Annotated in this window: 27 protein-coding genes and 1 pseudogene; 26 read left to right on the top strand and 2 right to left on the bottom strand. The window is 68.7% G+C overall.

The genetic code is table 11. The annotated features are described in order from the left end of the window. Positions 1-6: 6 nt before the first annotated feature. The 10 genes and pseudogenes from ACFQVD_RS26790 to ACFQVD_RS26745 form a co-directional block, all read left to right on the top strand. A pseudogene (locus ACFQVD_RS26790) lies at positions 7-420 on the top strand (DNA cytosine methyltransferase); the annotation flags it as partial. Then, entirely contained in the window at positions 419-1,198 is a 780-nt protein-coding gene (locus tag ACFQVD_RS26785; protein ID WP_343981847.1) for a hypothetical protein, read from the top strand. The pseudogene ACFQVD_RS26790 and the gene ACFQVD_RS26785, both read left to right, overlap by 2 nt. Continuing rightward, complete coding sequence (locus ACFQVD_RS26780) at positions 1,195-1,380, top strand: hypothetical protein (protein WP_343981850.1); 186 nt, start codon at positions 1,195-1,197, stop codon at positions 1,378-1,380. Before ACFQVD_RS26785 ends, ACFQVD_RS26780 begins: the two co-directional genes overlap by 4 nt. A gap of 71 nt (positions 1,381-1,451) precedes the next feature. Continuing rightward, positions 1,452-2,024: a hypothetical protein gene (locus ACFQVD_RS26775; RefSeq protein ID WP_343981853.1), complete on the top strand. Its 573-nt coding sequence runs from the start codon at positions 1,452-1,454 to the stop codon at positions 2,022-2,024. Further along, positions 2,021-2,353, top strand: coding sequence for a hypothetical protein (locus tag ACFQVD_RS26770; protein WP_343981856.1), 333 nt, complete (start codon positions 2,021-2,023; stop codon positions 2,351-2,353). The genes ACFQVD_RS26775 and ACFQVD_RS26770 overlap by 4 nt, the downstream gene beginning before the upstream one ends. A gap of 118 nt (positions 2,354-2,471) precedes the next feature. Next, positions 2,472-3,587, top strand: a complete 1,116-nt coding sequence (locus ACFQVD_RS26765; protein ID WP_343981859.1) for a hypothetical protein — start codon at positions 2,472-2,474, stop codon at positions 3,585-3,587. A 28-nt stretch (positions 3,588-3,615) separates the two neighbouring features. Continuing rightward, complete coding sequence (locus ACFQVD_RS26760; RefSeq protein ID WP_343981862.1) at positions 3,616-3,888, top strand: hypothetical protein; 273 nt, start codon at positions 3,616-3,618, stop codon at positions 3,886-3,888. Between the two features lie 189 nt (positions 3,889-4,077). Next, on the top strand, positions 4,078-4,404 hold the full coding sequence (locus tag ACFQVD_RS26755; protein WP_343981865.1) for a WhiB family transcriptional regulator: 327 nt from the start codon (positions 4,078-4,080) through the stop codon (positions 4,402-4,404). Further along, positions 4,401-5,231 (top strand): hypothetical protein, encoded by an 831-nt coding sequence (locus ACFQVD_RS26750; RefSeq protein ID WP_343981868.1) that lies wholly within the window; start codon positions 4,401-4,403, stop codon positions 5,229-5,231. Before ACFQVD_RS26755 ends, ACFQVD_RS26750 begins: the two co-directional genes overlap by 4 nt. Beyond that, a complete protein-coding gene (locus tag ACFQVD_RS26745) occupies positions 5,228-5,641 on the top strand; it encodes a WhiB family transcriptional regulator (RefSeq protein ID WP_343981871.1) in 414 nt (137 codons plus the stop codon). The genes ACFQVD_RS26750 and ACFQVD_RS26745 overlap by 4 nt, the downstream gene beginning before the upstream one ends. 5 nt (positions 5,642-5,646) lie before the next feature. On the opposite strand, the gene ACFQVD_RS26740 is transcribed toward ACFQVD_RS26745, so the two are convergent. Beyond that, entirely contained in the window at positions 5,647-5,901 is a 255-nt protein-coding gene (locus ACFQVD_RS26740) for a hypothetical protein (RefSeq protein WP_343981874.1), read from the bottom strand. Between the two features lie 168 nt (positions 5,902-6,069). Between ACFQVD_RS26740 and ACFQVD_RS26735 the strand changes: the two genes are divergently transcribed. From ACFQVD_RS26735 to ACFQVD_RS26670, 14 genes are all read left to right on the top strand, one after another. Next, a complete protein-coding gene (locus tag ACFQVD_RS26735) occupies positions 6,070-7,233 on the top strand; it encodes a hypothetical protein (protein WP_343981878.1) in 1,164 nt (387 codons plus the stop codon). Continuing rightward, complete coding sequence (locus ACFQVD_RS26730) at positions 7,230-7,832, top strand: zinc finger domain-containing protein (protein ID WP_343981881.1); 603 nt, start codon at positions 7,230-7,232, stop codon at positions 7,830-7,832. Before ACFQVD_RS26735 ends, ACFQVD_RS26730 begins: the two co-directional genes overlap by 4 nt. Next, positions 7,829-8,089: a hypothetical protein gene (locus ACFQVD_RS26725; protein WP_343981884.1), complete on the top strand. Its 261-nt coding sequence runs from the start codon at positions 7,829-7,831 to the stop codon at positions 8,087-8,089. Before ACFQVD_RS26730 ends, ACFQVD_RS26725 begins: the two co-directional genes overlap by 4 nt. After that, positions 8,086-8,418 carry a hypothetical protein gene (locus ACFQVD_RS26720; protein ID WP_343981887.1) on the top strand — a complete coding sequence of 111 codons (333 nt, stop codon included), beginning with the start codon at positions 8,086-8,088 and terminating at the stop codon, positions 8,416-8,418. The genes ACFQVD_RS26725 and ACFQVD_RS26720 overlap by 4 nt, the downstream gene beginning before the upstream one ends. Positions 8,419-8,617: 199 nt before the next feature. Then, complete coding sequence (locus ACFQVD_RS26715) at positions 8,618-9,454, top strand: DNA adenine methylase (protein ID WP_343981890.1); 837 nt, start codon at positions 8,618-8,620, stop codon at positions 9,452-9,454. After that, a complete protein-coding gene (locus ACFQVD_RS26710) occupies positions 9,451-9,756 on the top strand; it encodes a hypothetical protein (protein WP_343981892.1) in 306 nt (101 codons plus the stop codon). The genes ACFQVD_RS26715 and ACFQVD_RS26710 overlap by 4 nt, the downstream gene beginning before the upstream one ends. Further along, positions 9,753-10,298 carry a hypothetical protein gene (locus ACFQVD_RS26705; protein WP_343981894.1) on the top strand — a complete coding sequence of 182 codons (546 nt, stop codon included), beginning with the start codon at positions 9,753-9,755 and terminating at the stop codon, positions 10,296-10,298. Before ACFQVD_RS26710 ends, ACFQVD_RS26705 begins: the two co-directional genes overlap by 4 nt. Continuing rightward, entirely contained in the window at positions 10,295-10,588 is a 294-nt protein-coding gene (locus tag ACFQVD_RS26700; protein WP_343981898.1) for a hypothetical protein, read from the top strand. The genes ACFQVD_RS26705 and ACFQVD_RS26700 overlap by 4 nt, the downstream gene beginning before the upstream one ends. Before the next feature lie 127 nt (positions 10,589-10,715). Then, positions 10,716-11,048 (top strand): hypothetical protein, encoded by a 333-nt coding sequence (locus ACFQVD_RS26695; protein ID WP_343981901.1) that lies wholly within the window; start codon positions 10,716-10,718, stop codon positions 11,046-11,048. A 61-nt stretch (positions 11,049-11,109) separates the two neighbouring features. Beyond that, entirely contained in the window at positions 11,110-11,331 is a 222-nt protein-coding gene (locus ACFQVD_RS26690; protein ID WP_343981904.1) for a hypothetical protein, read from the top strand. After that, positions 11,328-11,738, top strand: a complete 411-nt coding sequence (locus ACFQVD_RS26685) for a hypothetical protein (RefSeq protein ID WP_343981907.1) — start codon at positions 11,328-11,330, stop codon at positions 11,736-11,738. Before ACFQVD_RS26690 ends, ACFQVD_RS26685 begins: the two co-directional genes overlap by 4 nt. Before the next feature lie 156 nt (positions 11,739-11,894). Next, positions 11,895-12,179 carry a hypothetical protein gene (locus ACFQVD_RS26680; protein ID WP_343981910.1) on the top strand — a complete coding sequence of 95 codons (285 nt, stop codon included), beginning with the start codon at positions 11,895-11,897 and terminating at the stop codon, positions 12,177-12,179. 148 nt (positions 12,180-12,327) lie between these two features. Next, positions 12,328-12,603 (top strand): hypothetical protein, encoded by a 276-nt coding sequence (locus tag ACFQVD_RS26675; protein ID WP_343981913.1) that lies wholly within the window; start codon positions 12,328-12,330, stop codon positions 12,601-12,603. Next, positions 12,600-12,821 (top strand): DUF6011 domain-containing protein, encoded by a 222-nt coding sequence (locus tag ACFQVD_RS26670; RefSeq protein WP_343981916.1) that lies wholly within the window; start codon positions 12,600-12,602, stop codon positions 12,819-12,821. Before ACFQVD_RS26675 ends, ACFQVD_RS26670 begins: the two co-directional genes overlap by 4 nt. Positions 12,822-12,825: 4 nt before the next feature. Here the strand turns inward: ACFQVD_RS26670 and ACFQVD_RS26665 are convergent, their stop codons facing one another. Continuing rightward, a complete protein-coding gene (locus ACFQVD_RS26665; protein ID WP_343981919.1) occupies positions 12,826-13,083 on the bottom strand; it encodes a hypothetical protein in 258 nt (85 codons plus the stop codon). 104 nt (positions 13,084-13,187) lie between these two features. Here ACFQVD_RS26665 and ACFQVD_RS26660 point away from each other — a divergent pair, with 104 nt between their 5' ends. Beyond that, positions 13,188-13,628: a hypothetical protein gene (locus ACFQVD_RS26660; protein ID WP_343981923.1), complete on the top strand. Its 441-nt coding sequence runs from the start codon at positions 13,188-13,190 to the stop codon at positions 13,626-13,628. Between the two features lie 87 nt (positions 13,629-13,715). Further along, positions 13,716-13,928 (top strand): hypothetical protein, encoded by a 213-nt coding sequence (locus tag ACFQVD_RS26655; RefSeq protein WP_343981926.1) that lies wholly within the window; start codon positions 13,716-13,718, stop codon positions 13,926-13,928. The last annotated feature ends 36 nt before the right edge of the window (positions 13,929-13,964 follow it).

Genomic DNA, 13,964 nt, shown 5'->3' with positions numbered 1-13,964 from the left:
CTCGACATGGCCGTCATGGAGGTCTTCGGCGGGTCCATGGCCTGGCACTGCCAGTACGAGCCGCCCGACAAGAACGGCCGCGAGGACCGCCACCAATACGCCGCCCGCATCCTCGCCCACCACTGGCCCGACGTGCCCAACCACGGCGACCTCACCAAGGTCGACTGGGCCCGGGTCGAGCCCGTTGACATCCTCACCGCAGGCTTCCCCTGCACCGACCTCAGCTACGCCGGCCTCGGCGCTGGCATCAAGGAAGGAACCCGCAGTGGCCTCTGGCTCACCATCGCCCGAGCCATCGGTGCGCTACGACCTGACCTCGTCGTCCTGGAAAACGTGCGGGCCATCGTTAATCGGCGACCTGGACTTGACGTCGTCCTCGCTGATCTTGCCCGCCTCGGGTTCGATGCGGAATGGCTGTGTGTTCCAGCGTCCGCTGTCGGAGGCACCCACGAGCGGTACCGGTGGTTCTGTCTCGCCCGGCCTGCCGACGCCCCGCGCCCGGGACTCGAAGGGCCGCGGCTACCAGGACGGTCTGCCAGCGGTGGTGGAGCTGTTGCCGACGCCGACGACCAGCGAGGGCACCGGGGCGGGACACGCGGCTCAGGGCGGGATGAACCTGCGCCACACGATCTCGCTGCTGCCCACGCCGAGGGCATCGGAGCAGGAGAACCGGCAGACCAGGCGCTCCCCGTCGCAGAAGGCGGGCACGCACGGGCTGTGCCTGGCCGCCGAGGTGGCGGAGCTGCGTCCGACGCCTCGGGCGACGGACGGAACCCACGGAGGGCCGAACCAGCGGGGATCCTCCGGGGACCTGATGCTGCCCTCGGCGGTTCAGCAGTTCCTGCCGACACCGACCGCGACGCGATACGGCAGCAACCAGTCCCCGAGCCCAGGGGCTGCTGTGAGGCCGTCGCTGGACTCGATCGAGAAGCTCCTGCCGACCCCGCGCGTCTCGGCGACCAGGACGAGCCGCGGGACGATGCTGAAGCACAGCTCATCGCCGAGCCTGGAGCAGGCGATCGAGCTGACCTCGGGCATCGTGCCGAGGGAACTGACCAGCCTGGAGGAAGCGCCGGGGTCGTGGCATGGGGTGCATACGAGCCCGCCATCCGACGCTGGGAGCACATCCTCGGACGACCTGCCCCTCGGCCAACTGACGATCGAGGACGCCTTGCGCCAGCCTTCGTCGAATGGATGATGGGCCTCCCCGAAGGCCACGTCACCGACGTCCCCGCGCCCGACATGACCCCGGCCGGGCTCCGCAACGCCCGCCTGAAGGCACTGGGGAACGGCGTTGTCCGCCAGCAGGCCGTGTATGCGTTGCGCCTGCTGCTCGACCGCATCGCTTCGTCACCCGCCGCAGCCACCCTCACTGCTTGACCGTCTACCTCCCGGGGCGGCACCCCACCCGTGCCGCCCCGCCCTCCCTGGCCGAAAGGAGCAACCCCCCGATGGGCACCAACCCCCCCGACGCCACCCCGGCTCGTGTCCGTGCAGTCGCCGCATCACGTATCGGCACGACCCTGACGGACTACGACCAACACCTCACCGCCGGGGAGAAGTGGTGCACCGACTGCAAGGAGTGGCACTCTCATGCGGCCTTCGCCAAGGACGCATCCCGTTCAGACGGCCTACAGGTGAAATGCCGGGAAGCCGCCAAGAAACGCCCCCGCAAGCACCGGATCATCACCTGCACCTGCTGCAAACGAGAGATTCCTGCACGCACCAACGAATGGTGCGCCGCCTGCTTCATTCGCTGGGATCAAGCAGGACGCCCAGCCGCTGGGCCGCCCCTGCCACGACCCATTGACGAAGTGAACGCTGACCGCCAGGCCGCGCTCGCCCGAGGCAGACAAACCCAACTCGCCATGGCGGCCGGCCGCATGGAGGACTTCGAGTTCCTGCTGTCCACCGGCGAAACCAACCGTAGCGCCCTCGCCCGCCGCCTCGGCGTCCAACCATCCACCGTTGAGCTGTACAAGACGCAGCTCCGCCGCGATCAGCGAAAGCAGGTACCGGCATGACACCCGAGCAGACCGCCCCGGACACCACCGACCCCCTCGTCCCCGCCGAACTGCTGCGTACCGCGACCAACGCCGGCCGCGACCGCCAGGCCGCCATGCACTTCGCCCGGATGGTCGAGCACCTCGGCCGTGCGCTGGCCGCGCTGGAAACCGGGCGGTGGGACTCCGCCCGCGACCACCTCTTCTTGGTGAGGGAGTCGTCTGCGATCTGTGACGCCTCTCTCAACTCTGGCCAGCCCGACCCGAAGGACTTCTTGACCCAGGTTCGCGCCCAGGTGCCGTCGGAGTGGGCGGAAGCCATCCGCGCGGTGCTCGGGGAGGGGGCGTGATGCCTTTCCGTCCGTACTGCTGCTCTCTCGCTGAGTGGGAGGGCAACGCTGCCGAGCACTCCCGTACGTGCCCTGAGCGGCCCGTAGCGGAAACCGTCCGCGATGGGTCGGTGACGTCGTGACGAACCGTGTCGATGACTCCACCTTCGCTCGCCCGCTGGTCAAAGCGCTGCGTGATCATGTCGATGCGGTCGCCGCCTCTATGGCCGGCAACGGGCCGATGCATGGCCAACACGGTCGCCTGGAAGCGGTCCGCCCGGCCGCGGTCGCCTGGGTGTACTACTCCGTGCTGGTGGCGTGGGCCGAAGACCACCAGCTCGTGAACCCGTTCCTGCGAAACGTCACCCCGAAGCTCCGCTCCGCCGTCCTCGACCGGCCCGGTGGTGCGCTCGGCTGGCTGTCCGCGGCGATCAACTCTCTCGCCGCCCACCCGGCCACTCGGTGCCTGCTGGACCCCCGCTACTCCCAGTTGCGGGAGCATACGCCGTCCGACGAGGCGTGCCGGGACCTGATCGAGTGGTGGAGCGGAGACGCGCCCAGCCTCGCCTACCAAGTCTCGGCTGGGCCGACATCGATCTCTGGGTGGCTGCCCGGCGACCTACTTCAAGCGCTGTCTACCGAGCGGGTCAAGACGTTCGCGTTCGCCCAAACCCCGTGGTGGATCGCGGACGGCATCCTCGACCTCACCCTCGTCCCCGCCGCCGGCGAATTCCGCGATGAGCCGCTGCTGCGCACGATCGACCCGACGTGCGGCACCGGGCACATGCTGATCCGCACGATCGACTACCTGTGGGAGTGGTACACCACCGGGGCGCTCGCCTGCCGCCAGATGAAGATGCCGGGCGTGTCCGGCGGCCCCGTCCTGGAGCCGGTCGAGGCGATCCGCCGCATCATCTCTGGTGTCGACGGCTGCGAGATCGACCCGCTCACCGCCGCGGTCGCCCGGCTGCGGGTCGTGGTCGCGGTCGGCGACCTGATGCACCGCTCCGAGCTGCTGCCGACGCTGCGCCTCGACACGATCCCGCCCTTCCGCCCGCGGATTGTCGTCGGGGATTCCCTCCTCGCGGGCGTGGCTACGGAGCAGGTGTACGGCCAGGTCCACCCGGCCCTGGCCGACATTCAAAACCTCGGCGTCCCCGCGGAGGAGCCCGCACCCGCCTCTGTCTCGCCGCGGCCTCACACGGTGGTCACGGCGGCACAGCTCGACTTGTTCGGAGAGGTCGTCCATGCCTGAGACCACGCTGAAGCCCCTGAGAGGTTCTGTGAGGCTCAAAGCCCTGGTGGCTGAGGCGTACGCCTCCCATGAAGCCCACACCCGCGCCACCTTCGCCCAGGACGCGGCCCGCACGTTGAGGGCGATGCGGCCCGCAGCACACGACGAGACCACCCGGGCGGCAGCCGCAGCACTCGACTCTGCCGCCCGGGTGGTGCTGATGCTCGCCGGCCTGAACCCCGCAGGACCCCGGACGACTCCGGATGCTGCCGGACGCTGCCGGATGGGCCCGGACGCTCCCGTGGAGGCGGGTCGTGACTAGTTGGAACATCTCCCCTCTCAGCCTGCAGATCGGCACATGCACCACATGCGGCAAGAAGTCATACGAGACCCGCAGCGCCGCGAAACGAGCTGGCCGTGCCCTGCACCCGGATGCGTGCATGCGCGCCTACCAGTGCGGCGTCTTCTGGCATTTGACGAGTTCTCCCCGCAGGCAGCAGGGAGGCGGCTGGTGAGCGCGAAAGCAGGAGTGCACCGCGGCGCTCGCCGTACCCCGCACCACGACGTGGATTGGAAGCGAAACGGCGCCTGCCGCGACGACGACTTCTCCACGTTCTTCGGGCCCGAAGGAGAACGCCCGACAGCCCGGCAGGCACGGGAGGACGCAGCCAAAGAGATCTGCGGTCTGTGCCCGGTCGTTGAGGCTTGCTTGGCGTACGCGATGAAGCACGACGAGAAGGCCGGCGTTTGGGGCGGGCTGGGCGAGGACGAACGCAAAGACGAGCGGCGCCGGCGGATGCGCCGGGCCGCAGCGCATGCGGCGGGGGAGACGTCGTGAAATACGAGCATGGGACGTCAGCCGGCTACACCCTGGGTGGGTGCCGCTGCGGGCTCTGCAGGCAAGCGCATGGCGACTACAAGAACCACCGGACTCGTCAGATCGCCTACGGGCGCTGGCAGCCCCTGGTTGACGCGCAACCCGTTCGTGAGCACGTTCAGCTTCTCGGCGAGTTCGGTCTCGGTTGGAAGCGCATCGCGGGGCTGGCAGACGTCCCAGAGTTCACTGTGGGGCGCTTGCTGTACGGGGCGCCCCTCGAAAGGCGTGCGCCGAGCAAGCGAATCAAGACGCAGACCGCGGAGAAGCTCCTCGCGCTTCGCCCGAACCTGGACATCCTGCCCGACACGGCGACGATCAGCAGTGCTGGGACGCAACGCAGGATTCAGGCACTGTCGGTGGTTGGCTGGTCGATTCCGCAGCAGGCTCGCCTACTGGGCAGAAAGCCTTCGAACTACGCGTCGATCCTCGCCCGGCCGAAGGTGACGGCTGCGACTGCCCGAGATGTCCGAGCGTTGTGCGAGGAGTTGTGGAACACCGCACCGCCGGAGACGACGCCTGCCGAACGCATGTCGGCGTCCAAAGCCCGCGCTGCTGCCCGCCGTAACAACTGGGTGCCCCTCGCGACGTGGGATGAAGACCTGATCGAGTTGCCGCCGCGGTGGCTGAAGATCGAGCTTCGCCGACAGGCTGAGCGGATGACCCATGAAGAGGCGAGCCGCTGCTACACCGCCCACCGTAAGCATGGCGACGTGTCCCCTCTGGTGGTCGCCGGGTCTCTGGAGTACAAGCGCCGCCAGCACCGGCGGGAACGGGCGGCGCAGTCGTGATCGTCGACTGGGGTCAAGCAGGCCCGTGCCGCGAAGGCGACCCGGATGACTGGTTCGTCGACAACCAGACCAACGAGTGGGCGTGGGAGCTGTGCCGGGGTTGCCCGATCCTGCGCCCGTGCGGCGAGTACGCGCTGCTGTTGGACGTGCAGGGCGTGTGGGGCGGTCTGACCGTGCGGCGCCGCCGCGCTATCCAACGCCGCCGCGGCATCACCCCTACACCGGTCGGAGAGACCATCTCCATCTCACGGCCGGCACCCCGATCCCTCGCTTTGTGGGCTGCGTCCGAGCAGCTTCTCCAGGACGGGGTGCGGCTCCCGGAGGTCGCAGAGCAGCTCGGCGTGAAGCTGGGGCTGCTGAAGGCCGCACGGAAACGAGCCCGCCGACACCTCGCGGAGGTGACTCCGTGAACCCCTCAATCAGAAGCAGGCGAGTCGGGAGCGGCTTTAAGTCCGTCGGCAATGTCTGCAGCCTCTTGGAGGCGCCGGACATACTCGCGGTCCCAGCCGAAGTGCCGGGCGATAGCGACCTGCTTGGTGCCTGTCTCGCGGGCTTGGCGGATGGCGCGGCCGAAGTTGAGGCGCGCGGCGCTGACGATCTCAGCGGCCTGCTTCTCGGCGCGCTCGATCTCAGCGAAGGCGGTGTCGAGGGGGGCCATGGGATCGGTCACCTCCTGATTGTGACATGGGGGGCGGCATCCTCACGATAAAGCCAACTTAACATGATGCCGACCAAACTAACGGCCAACTCCAGAGTTGGCTATCATGGAGTCCGAAGACGGACCCCGCTTTCCCCGTCCTCGTAAGCGCACTACCAGCACCAAGGAGAAACCGTCCAGGTGAGCGACAAGACGCCTCGGGTCACCGCCGAATCCGCCGAGCAGGCGGTCGGAGAGCGACCCGCGGGCCTGGACCACGAGCTGATCGATTGGGCGTGGGCTCAGCCGATCACGAACAACCCGGGAGCGCGGATCGTGCTGATGTGCATGGCCCGCCGGGTGGATGACGCGTGGGAGTGCACGGCCAGTCAGGAGGAGGTGGCGGTGGACGCGATGATGTCCAGCCGTTCCGTTCGCCGTCACATGGAGCAGTTGGAGGTGGGCGGGTTCATTCAGCGGCGGAAGCGGTTCGACGAGAAGGGGCGTCGGCTTCCGGATCGGTGCCGTCTGAACCCGGGCGGATCCCTACCGGCCAATCTGTCCGGCGGTGATCTGGAACCAGCGGCCAATATGGCCGGTAGGCAGGTCAGTCCAGCGGCCAATATGGCCGATAGGGAGTCTGACCACCGGCCAGGTTGGCCGCTGGCGAACCGGGACGAAACGGGTACGGCCAGTTCGGAACCACCGGCCAATCTGGCCAGTGGCCAATTTGACCTGTGGCCAGATTGGCCGGTGGTGGATGCCCCTGAAACGGACATCCCCAGGTCGGAACCAGTGGCCAATTTGACCAGTGGCCAGATTGGCCGCGCTATAAGTAGTTCTCCTACGGAGAACTACGAGAACAAAACCCCTTCTTCTTCTCCGAAGCGTTCGAAGTCCAAGCCGCCTGCCGATGCTCCGCCGCGGGAAGACGTTGAACAGCTTTGCGCCCGACTCCTTCAGTGGTTGATCAAGAAGAACTACCGCCAGCGCCCACAGTCGGTCCCTGACGGATGGCGTGACGCGGCGCGCAAGCTCCTCGACCTCGACGAGATCCCACTGCAAGAGGCGCTCGACGTCCTCGACTGGTCGCAGAAGGACCTCTTCTGGCGGAACAACGTCCACTCGATGGTGAAGTTCCGCGACAAGTACGGCGACCTCGAAATGAAGTCCCGTGGCCAGCGCGCCAGCTCCCAAGACGGCGCCGAGAACAGCGCCCAGATCCACCAGCTTCGCCCGACCGGCACGACCGGCACGGCGCTGAGCCGCTCCACCACCGACGATCGCGTGGCCCAGGCGCAGGCACTCAAGGCCGAGTTCGCCACCCAGTCCCCCCCGACCATCCGAGGAGAGATAGTCCGATGACCGATGACGAGATCATTGACGTGCTCACTACGGCCGCTCTCTACGACCGGCGCAAAGTTGGCAAGACCGACGTCATCGCCTGGCGCGAAGTCATTGGTGACCTGGACTTCCCGGACGCGCGGGATGCCGTGATCGGTCACTACACCGACAGCACGGACTGGCTGATGCCCGCCCATGTCCGGGTCCGGGTGAAGGCGATCCGGACCCGTCGGCTGGAGCGAAGCCCGTTGCCCGCGCCGAACCCTGAGATCGGGGCCCGCGACTACCAGGCCGAGTTTCAGCGTGAGCTCAATCGCACCGCTGGCGGATGGAAGCTGCCGCGGGCCATCACCTCGGGTGGCGGGGCCGAGCCGACCGACGAGTACCTGAAGGCCCGCGGCGATGACCCGCACCGGAAGTTGCGGGTGGCCGCGATGGTCGCCCAGTGCCCGCACTGCAAGGCCATGCCGGGCGACCGGTGCGTCAACGCGGGCAACAAGCCGCTGTCCACCGCGCCTGCCCATGACGCCCGCCTCGTCGCCGCCGGGCTGGCTCAGTGGGTCGAGATCCGCGGGCACCGCACCGCCGAGCTGCTCGCTGCGGAGGCGAGGACCGCATGACCGACATCGATCCTCTCGCCAAGGTCGCCTACGAGCGGGGCTACCATCCGATCGCGTTTGCCGAGATGAAAGTCAAAGTCCTCATCGACGCGCACTCCAACGTCATCACCGGGCGGGCCGTCAACCCCGACGCGTTCCCCGACTTCCCGGTCGAGCTGACGTCGTCGGCTCTCGCGAGCCGCATCGTTGGCGAGCTCCTGGACGCGGGCTGGACCGCCCCGGGTGAGCTGCTGAACCTCAGCGAGCGCCCGTCATGACCAACCCCCCCAACCTCGATGAGGACACCCGTAAGGCCGTCGCCGCCCTTGCCAGCAGGGTCCGGAACCGCGACGCGGCCGAAGGCGACCGCGAGGCGCCGGAGCTGTTCGCGAACGAGTTCGTCCAGGCTCTCCGCGGCCAGGGGTGGCGGCCGACCGCTGCTCGGCCGGCGCTGCGGTGGTCGAGTCCGCGGAGTCGCGGCGCGGATCCGTCCCGGCATGCGGAGGCTTTGGCTGAGGCTCGGGCCCGGTGCGCTGACGGGGCGGCGAAGCTCAAGGCTTCGGAGGTCGCCACCGTGGACGCCCTGTTCGGCGAGGTCGACCAGTGACCGCCCGCCCGACGGACGAGCTGTGGGAGCGGATGCGCCGTTTGGAGGCGGAGCGGATGCGCCCTGACCGGCCTGAGGTGGTTCGTCCTCCGGTGTGGCGGGCGGACCTGAGGAAGGTCATCGGGGTGCTGGCGGAGTTGCTGTCTCGTCCCGGACCGGCGGACCCGACCACACAAGATCACGAAGCTGAGGAGAGAGCATGACCCGCCTCGCGCCGCCCGTGCCGTACTACGGGTCGAAGCAGACGATCGGCCCGAAGATCGCCGGGCTGTTGCCCGCCCACGAGCACTACGTCGAGCCCTACGCCGGGAGCCTCGCCGTCCTCCTCGCCAAGCGCCCCAGCCGCATGGAGACCGTCAACGACCTCGACGGCGACCTCATGCACTTCTGGAAGATGCTCCGCGACGACGCGCTCGAACTCGAACGGGTCTGCGCCCTCACCCCGCACAGCCGCGCCGAGTACGAGGCCGCCCGGGACGCCGACCTGACCGCCGTGAGCGACCTGGAGCGCGCCCGCCTCGTCTGGGTCCGCCTCACCCAGGGCCGAGCCGGAACCCTCCGCAACACCGGGTGGCGCCACTTCCAGAACCCATCCAACGCAGGGTTCGGTATGCCCGGCTACCTCGCGGGCTACGTCTCCCGCCTCCACCCCGTCGCCGACCGCCTCGCCTCCGTGTCGCTGGAGTGCCGTCCCGCTCTCGACCTCATCGCCGCGTACGGCCGCCACCCCGGCGTCCTGCTCTACGTCGACCCGCCGTACCTCGGCAGCACACGCGAGCGGAACTACCGACACGAGATGCGCAGCGAGGTCGAGCACGCCGCACTCGCCACCGCACTCCACGGCTGCAAGGCGGCCGTCGTCCTCTCCGGCTACCACTCCGACCTGTACGACGACCTCTACGCAGGCTGGCACCGGGTCGAGTTGGGCGCCCACACCGGCCAGTCCGACGTCGGATCTCGCTCCCGAACCGAGGTCCTGTGGTCCAACCAGCCGTTCAACGTCGCCCCTTCACTGTTTGACGAGGTGGTCGCATGATCCGCCCCATCCGCGCCCTGGTCCGCAACCGCTTGGACTGGCGCCGAGCCCGCCGCGACTACCGGGCACTCTGCCAGGAAGGCCGCCCCGCACACCTGGTCTTCTCCGTCGCCATCCACCCCGACGACGACGAGTGGAGCGGCCTGAACGGCATCACCGGCCTCAAGGCCACCGTGCCACTCACCCCGCGCGGCAAGCGGTACATGGCCGGCGTCATCCGCGACATCGAAAAGACATGCATCCGGGCGGTCCTGGACGCCACGAAGCAGGCCCCCGCCCTGAACCCCGAGGAGAACCTGTGACCGCCGACGAATGGAACGAGACTTGCCCGGTCGGTACGCCGGTCCTGGCGTGGCCAGGCGCCCGCGAAGTCGAGCCGATGGTGACCCGCACCCGGACGCCGGCGTGGACGCTCGGCTGTGGCGACCCTGTGGTGTCCGTCGAGGGGTGGGCGGGCGGCATCTACCTCACCCACATCGAGGTCGTTCCCGGCTTGTGTCGGGCGGTGAGCGAGCACGGGGACGTGTGCGTCAACCCCGAGGACCACCGCGGCTTGTGCCGGTCTGGGGTGGGGCGCAAGCACGTGTCCTCGCCTGGACAGGCAGGCAAGCCGTGGTTCTGGTACCGCGACGCCGCCGCCTCTACGCCTGGAGGAGACCTGATGCCCATGAGCGACGTGCGGTCGGTCGTCTTCGACCCCGCGGTGCCCGATGACGTCGTTGAGCGGCTGATCGACCGGCTGGCTGCCCGACGCGCTGGCCGCACCCCCGACGTCGTGCCCGAGGACGACAAGCCGTGGCTGGCCCGCCACGTCGTCGACGCCCCCGAAGGAGATCCCCGATGAGCGCACGCCACCTCGCGGATGTGCTGCCCGAGCCCGCTGACGGCTCTGTCCTGGTCGTCCACGTAGGTGACACCTACGCGGTGATCGAGCGGGACGACGCTACGGCCGCCGAGTGCACCGAGCACCCGGACGAGCGCTGGTTCGACGCCAGCGACCCGGACGCCGACCCGGTGACGTGGCGGGCGGCACTGGACTACGCGGACGAGGTGCTCCCGCTGGGAACTGCTCTCGCCTCTCTCGCCTCAGATGCCCCTTCCGTCGCCTCAGAGCACACGGAGAGCGCCGTGTAGGGCTGGCGGGTCCACGGCTTAGGGGTGGGCTTGTCCGGGCTTCTACGGCCTTTTGAGACGCACACCAGTTCGTAGGTTGGTGCTCCAACCGAAAACAAGATCGACAAGCAGCTACGAAAGGACCCCGATGACCGACCTCCGAGACCGGATCGTCGCCGCGATCCACGACAGCGAGGACTCCTGCTCCCGCTGTAAGTCCTGCGACCGCCAGCACAACGCCGTCATGGCCGTCATCACCCCTGAGCTGGAGCGAGCCGCCTTCGCCGCCCGTAACTGCGCCCGCAACACCGACCTGCTCTCCGAGCTCATCCGCGCCGTCCTGCTCATCGCCCACAAGCACGGACCGGTGTCCGCGGTTCGGGTGCTGGGCGAGCGCGCCGCTGACTTCGACGGGCTGCTCGACGGCCTCGATTTGCCCGCTGCCAATCCGCCGGCTCCTGCCCAGCCCGCCTCCGCCTGACCACCCCTCTCCGCCCCGCCCTGCGTGTCTGGGCGGGGCCCCCGAAAGGACAAGACCACCGATGGCTGTCTACTCCACCCGCACCGTGACAACCACCCGCCGCGAATGGTTCGTCCCGGTCAACACCAACCACAGCGAGTTCCTCAAGGCGTACAACGCGGCGATCACCGCCTACCGGGAGATGCGCGGCTTGGCGCCCGACGACGGACTGTTCGACACCGACCTGTGGGTCACCTCAGACGGCGAGGAGATCACCATCTTCTTCACGGTGGAGGACAAGTGATCCGCTACTTCCAGACCCGCCCCGTCGAGGTCTCCGCTATCCAGTGGACGGGCAACAACCTCTCCGAGTTGCATGATCTCGCCGGGGACTGCTTCCGCTACACCCCGTCGGACGCCGAGGGCGTCGCCTGGGTCCGCACCTCAGCACAGGTATGGGAGAGCCTCAGCACAGACAGGTGGGTCGTCCTGGACGACACCGGAGCCTTACGGGTGTACACGCCTGCCGAGTTCGCGGCCCTGCACGAGGAGACCAGCTCAGCCGCCCGCGACGCCGCCGAGACACTGCGCCGGTTCCGAACCTTCTTGGACGAGGACTTCCGGTTCTGGTGCTCCCCGAACGCGGTCGCCGCCCAGTACGCGACGCAGCTGCTGCGGATCCTCGACCAGGGCGGGAGCAACGGCCGATGACCGCCCTCTCGCGCCGCGTCCGAGCCCTGTGGAGACGCCTGACCCGACGGTGGAGGCCCGACACCACGCCCATCTTCGGCCCGGTCACCCCGCCGCCTGACGTCCTACGCGCCATGTCCACCCCACCCGACGAGGAGAAGCCCGATGCCTGAGCCCATGACCGTGTACATCGCCGAAGCGATTTGGTTCAGCGAGAACCCCGTGGACGGGCGTAACCGTATCGGCGTCTTCGGCAGCCTCGAAGCAGCGCTGAACCACCTCCGCACCCACGACACCTACGGCGGTGACCTCGTGGCCACGGAGGATGTCGAGGGCACCGCTCTCGGCACCGACGACGCGCGCACGTGGGAAGTGCATGAGCGCGACGAGGAGCCCAGCGAAGAGGGCTACCTGTGGATCACCGAAGAGCGAGTGATCTTCGAGGAGAAGCCCGATGCCTGAGACCCCGCAGCCCGCCGAGCCTTGCCCGTGCATCTGTCACATGGGGCCACGGCCACGCGGCGTCCTCCACTCCCGAGCCTGCTGCCCAAGCTGGAACGGCAACCTCGACGGCCCCGCTGGAGACTCTCTTCCGCACATCGAAGCCCGAGTGCGACGAGACGAGCGGGAGCGCATCGCCGCCGTCCGAGACGAGGAGATGACGGCGCTACGCCGCCAGCGCGACACAGCAGAGGCAGGCATCGCCCACCTAGAGAAGCGGATCGTTTACCTGGAAGGTCGCGCCGAGAAGGCCGAAGCCGCTCTCGCCCGTGCCCGCACCCTGGCCGGGGCCATGCTCCACGAGGCGTACTGCGCCGGCCACCCCGACGCTGGGCGGTGGAGAGCCGAGTACGCCGCTCTCGACTCCCCGGAGACGCCGCGGTGACCCTGTTCGCCGAGGAGGGCACGCCCCGCCCTGTCAAGTGCGGGGCGTGCCCTCGGATGCTCACAGATCCGGTGTCGATCGCCCGAGGGTTCGGGCCGTGCTGCGCGAAGAACCTCGGCCTCCTGCCGGAGCAGCGCCGCCGAGGCTCGTCGGGTCGGGTCCGGGCCGGCGGATCCGTCGAGGGGCAGGAAGACCTCCTCGCCGAGGAGACGACGTGACGGGCTACTCGGCGGAGGGTTCTGGGTCCTTGCCCTTCTTGAACGCCGGGATGCCGTGCTCGTCTCGGATGCGCCGGATGTATGGCCCCTTGAACGGGCCGTCGTCCTCGACTTGGGCCGGTCGAACGCCGCCGCGTAGGGCTTCGACGATCGCAGCAGTGACCTCCTTGCGGGCGTCTTCGTGGGCTTTCTCGGTTCGGTGGTACTTGCGGGTGGCCGTTCGTAGCGCCTCGCGTAGCCGCTCTCTTTCCGTGTCGCTCATGCGCTTTACGGTAGCGCAAAACCGTTGCGCTACGCCAGAGATAGCGCTACAGTGAAGCGCAGAACGAAAGCGCAAACGAGAGACGTCGAACTAGGGAGAACGAAATGACCGCCAGCGCCGCCCCCACCACCGGCCCCGTCGAGATCATCGCCGAGATCGCCCGCCTCTCCGCTCTCCTGCCCGCCGCCATCACCGAGGGCAACCAGGACGGCACCTGGGACGGCGACGTCGCCGCTCTCCTCGGCCACTTCGCCGCCGCGCAGCACGACCAGGCCGCCGCCCTCAACGAGATCGCCGACATGGAGATGGAAGACGAGGACTGGGACACCGTCGTCTACGAGACCGTCCGCTCCGCCGCCGCGCTCGGCGCGACCGCCTTCAACCTGACCGCCGCGCAGGGTGCCGCTCAGAGCGTGCAGGACTCCATCGCCGCCGCGATCGAGACCGCCCGCGTCTCCCGCTTCTCGCACATCTTCACCGAGACCCGCCCCTCCAACGTCTTCGCCAAACTCGCCAAGCTCGACGGCGCTCTCACCACTCGCTGACGCGGCGGAGGGGGCTCCTTCGGGAGCCCCCTCCGCTCCGCCAGACCAACCGCCCTTCGACCCGCCTCGAACGAACTGGAGACCCCGATGAACACCGCCGCCACCCGCACCGTCCCCGCCGAGCACACCCGCCCCGACGTCGGCCCTCAGATCGTCAACGTCTACCGAGACGGCGTCTTCGTCCGCCAGCTCCGCCACCGGGGCACCGTGGAGCAGGCGCGAGCCGCCGCCGCCCTGCAGACCATGCACGACACGCACCCGGAGTTCACCGCCACCGTGGCTCGCCTGCGCGGCGAGTAGACGACCTCCAACCCTCACCGATCTTGAACGGAAACG

It is taken from the genome of Streptosporangium amethystogenes subsp. fukuiense, from assembly GCF_042665875.1.
Taxonomy (GTDB): domain Bacteria; phylum Actinomycetota; class Actinomycetes; order Streptosporangiales; family Streptosporangiaceae; genus Streptosporangium; species Streptosporangium fukuiense.
This window is presented reverse-complemented; position numbering and strand designations above follow the sequence as displayed.

What these genes read in the sequence shown, in the direction of transcription:
- ACFQVD_RS26780 (WP_343981850.1), top strand. Translation starts at nt 1,195, where the DNA reads ATGATGGGCCTCCCCGAAGGCCACGTCACCGACGTCCCCGCGCCCGAC.
- ACFQVD_RS26775 (WP_343981853.1), top strand. Translation starts at nt 1,452, where the DNA reads ATGGGCACCAACCCCCCCGACGCCACCCCGGCTCGTGTCCGTGCAGTC.
- ACFQVD_RS26770 (WP_343981856.1), top strand. Translation starts at nt 2,021, where the DNA reads ATGACACCCGAGCAGACCGCCCCGGACACCACCGACCCCCTCGTCCCC.
- ACFQVD_RS26730 (WP_343981881.1), top strand. Translation starts at nt 7,230, where the DNA reads ATGACCGATGACGAGATCATTGACGTGCTCACTACGGCCGCTCTCTAC.
- ACFQVD_RS26725 (WP_343981884.1), top strand. Translation starts at nt 7,829, where the DNA reads ATGACCGACATCGATCCTCTCGCCAAGGTCGCCTACGAGCGGGGCTAC.
- ACFQVD_RS26720 (WP_343981887.1), top strand. Translation starts at nt 8,086, where the DNA reads ATGACCAACCCCCCCAACCTCGATGAGGACACCCGTAAGGCCGTCGCC.
- ACFQVD_RS26715 (WP_343981890.1), top strand. Translation starts at nt 8,618, where the DNA reads ATGACCCGCCTCGCGCCGCCCGTGCCGTACTACGGGTCGAAGCAGACG.
- ACFQVD_RS26710 (WP_343981892.1), top strand. Translation starts at nt 9,451, where the DNA reads ATGATCCGCCCCATCCGCGCCCTGGTCCGCAACCGCTTGGACTGGCGC.
- ACFQVD_RS26700 (WP_343981898.1), top strand. Translation starts at nt 10,295, where the DNA reads ATGAGCGCACGCCACCTCGCGGATGTGCTGCCCGAGCCCGCTGACGGC.
- ACFQVD_RS26695 (WP_343981901.1), top strand. Translation starts at nt 10,716, where the DNA reads ATGACCGACCTCCGAGACCGGATCGTCGCCGCGATCCACGACAGCGAG.
- ACFQVD_RS26690 (WP_343981904.1), top strand. Translation starts at nt 11,110, where the DNA reads ATGGCTGTCTACTCCACCCGCACCGTGACAACCACCCGCCGCGAATGG.
- ACFQVD_RS26680 (WP_343981910.1), top strand. Translation starts at nt 11,895, where the DNA reads ATGACCGTGTACATCGCCGAAGCGATTTGGTTCAGCGAGAACCCCGTG.
- ACFQVD_RS26665 (WP_343981919.1), bottom strand. Translation starts at nt 13,083, where the DNA reads ATGAGCGACACGGAAAGAGAGCGGCTACGCGAGGCGCTACGAACGGCC.
- ACFQVD_RS26660 (WP_343981923.1), top strand. Translation starts at nt 13,188, where the DNA reads ATGACCGCCAGCGCCGCCCCCACCACCGGCCCCGTCGAGATCATCGCC.
- ACFQVD_RS26655 (WP_343981926.1), top strand. Translation starts at nt 13,716, where the DNA reads ATGAACACCGCCGCCACCCGCACCGTCCCCGCCGAGCACACCCGCCCC.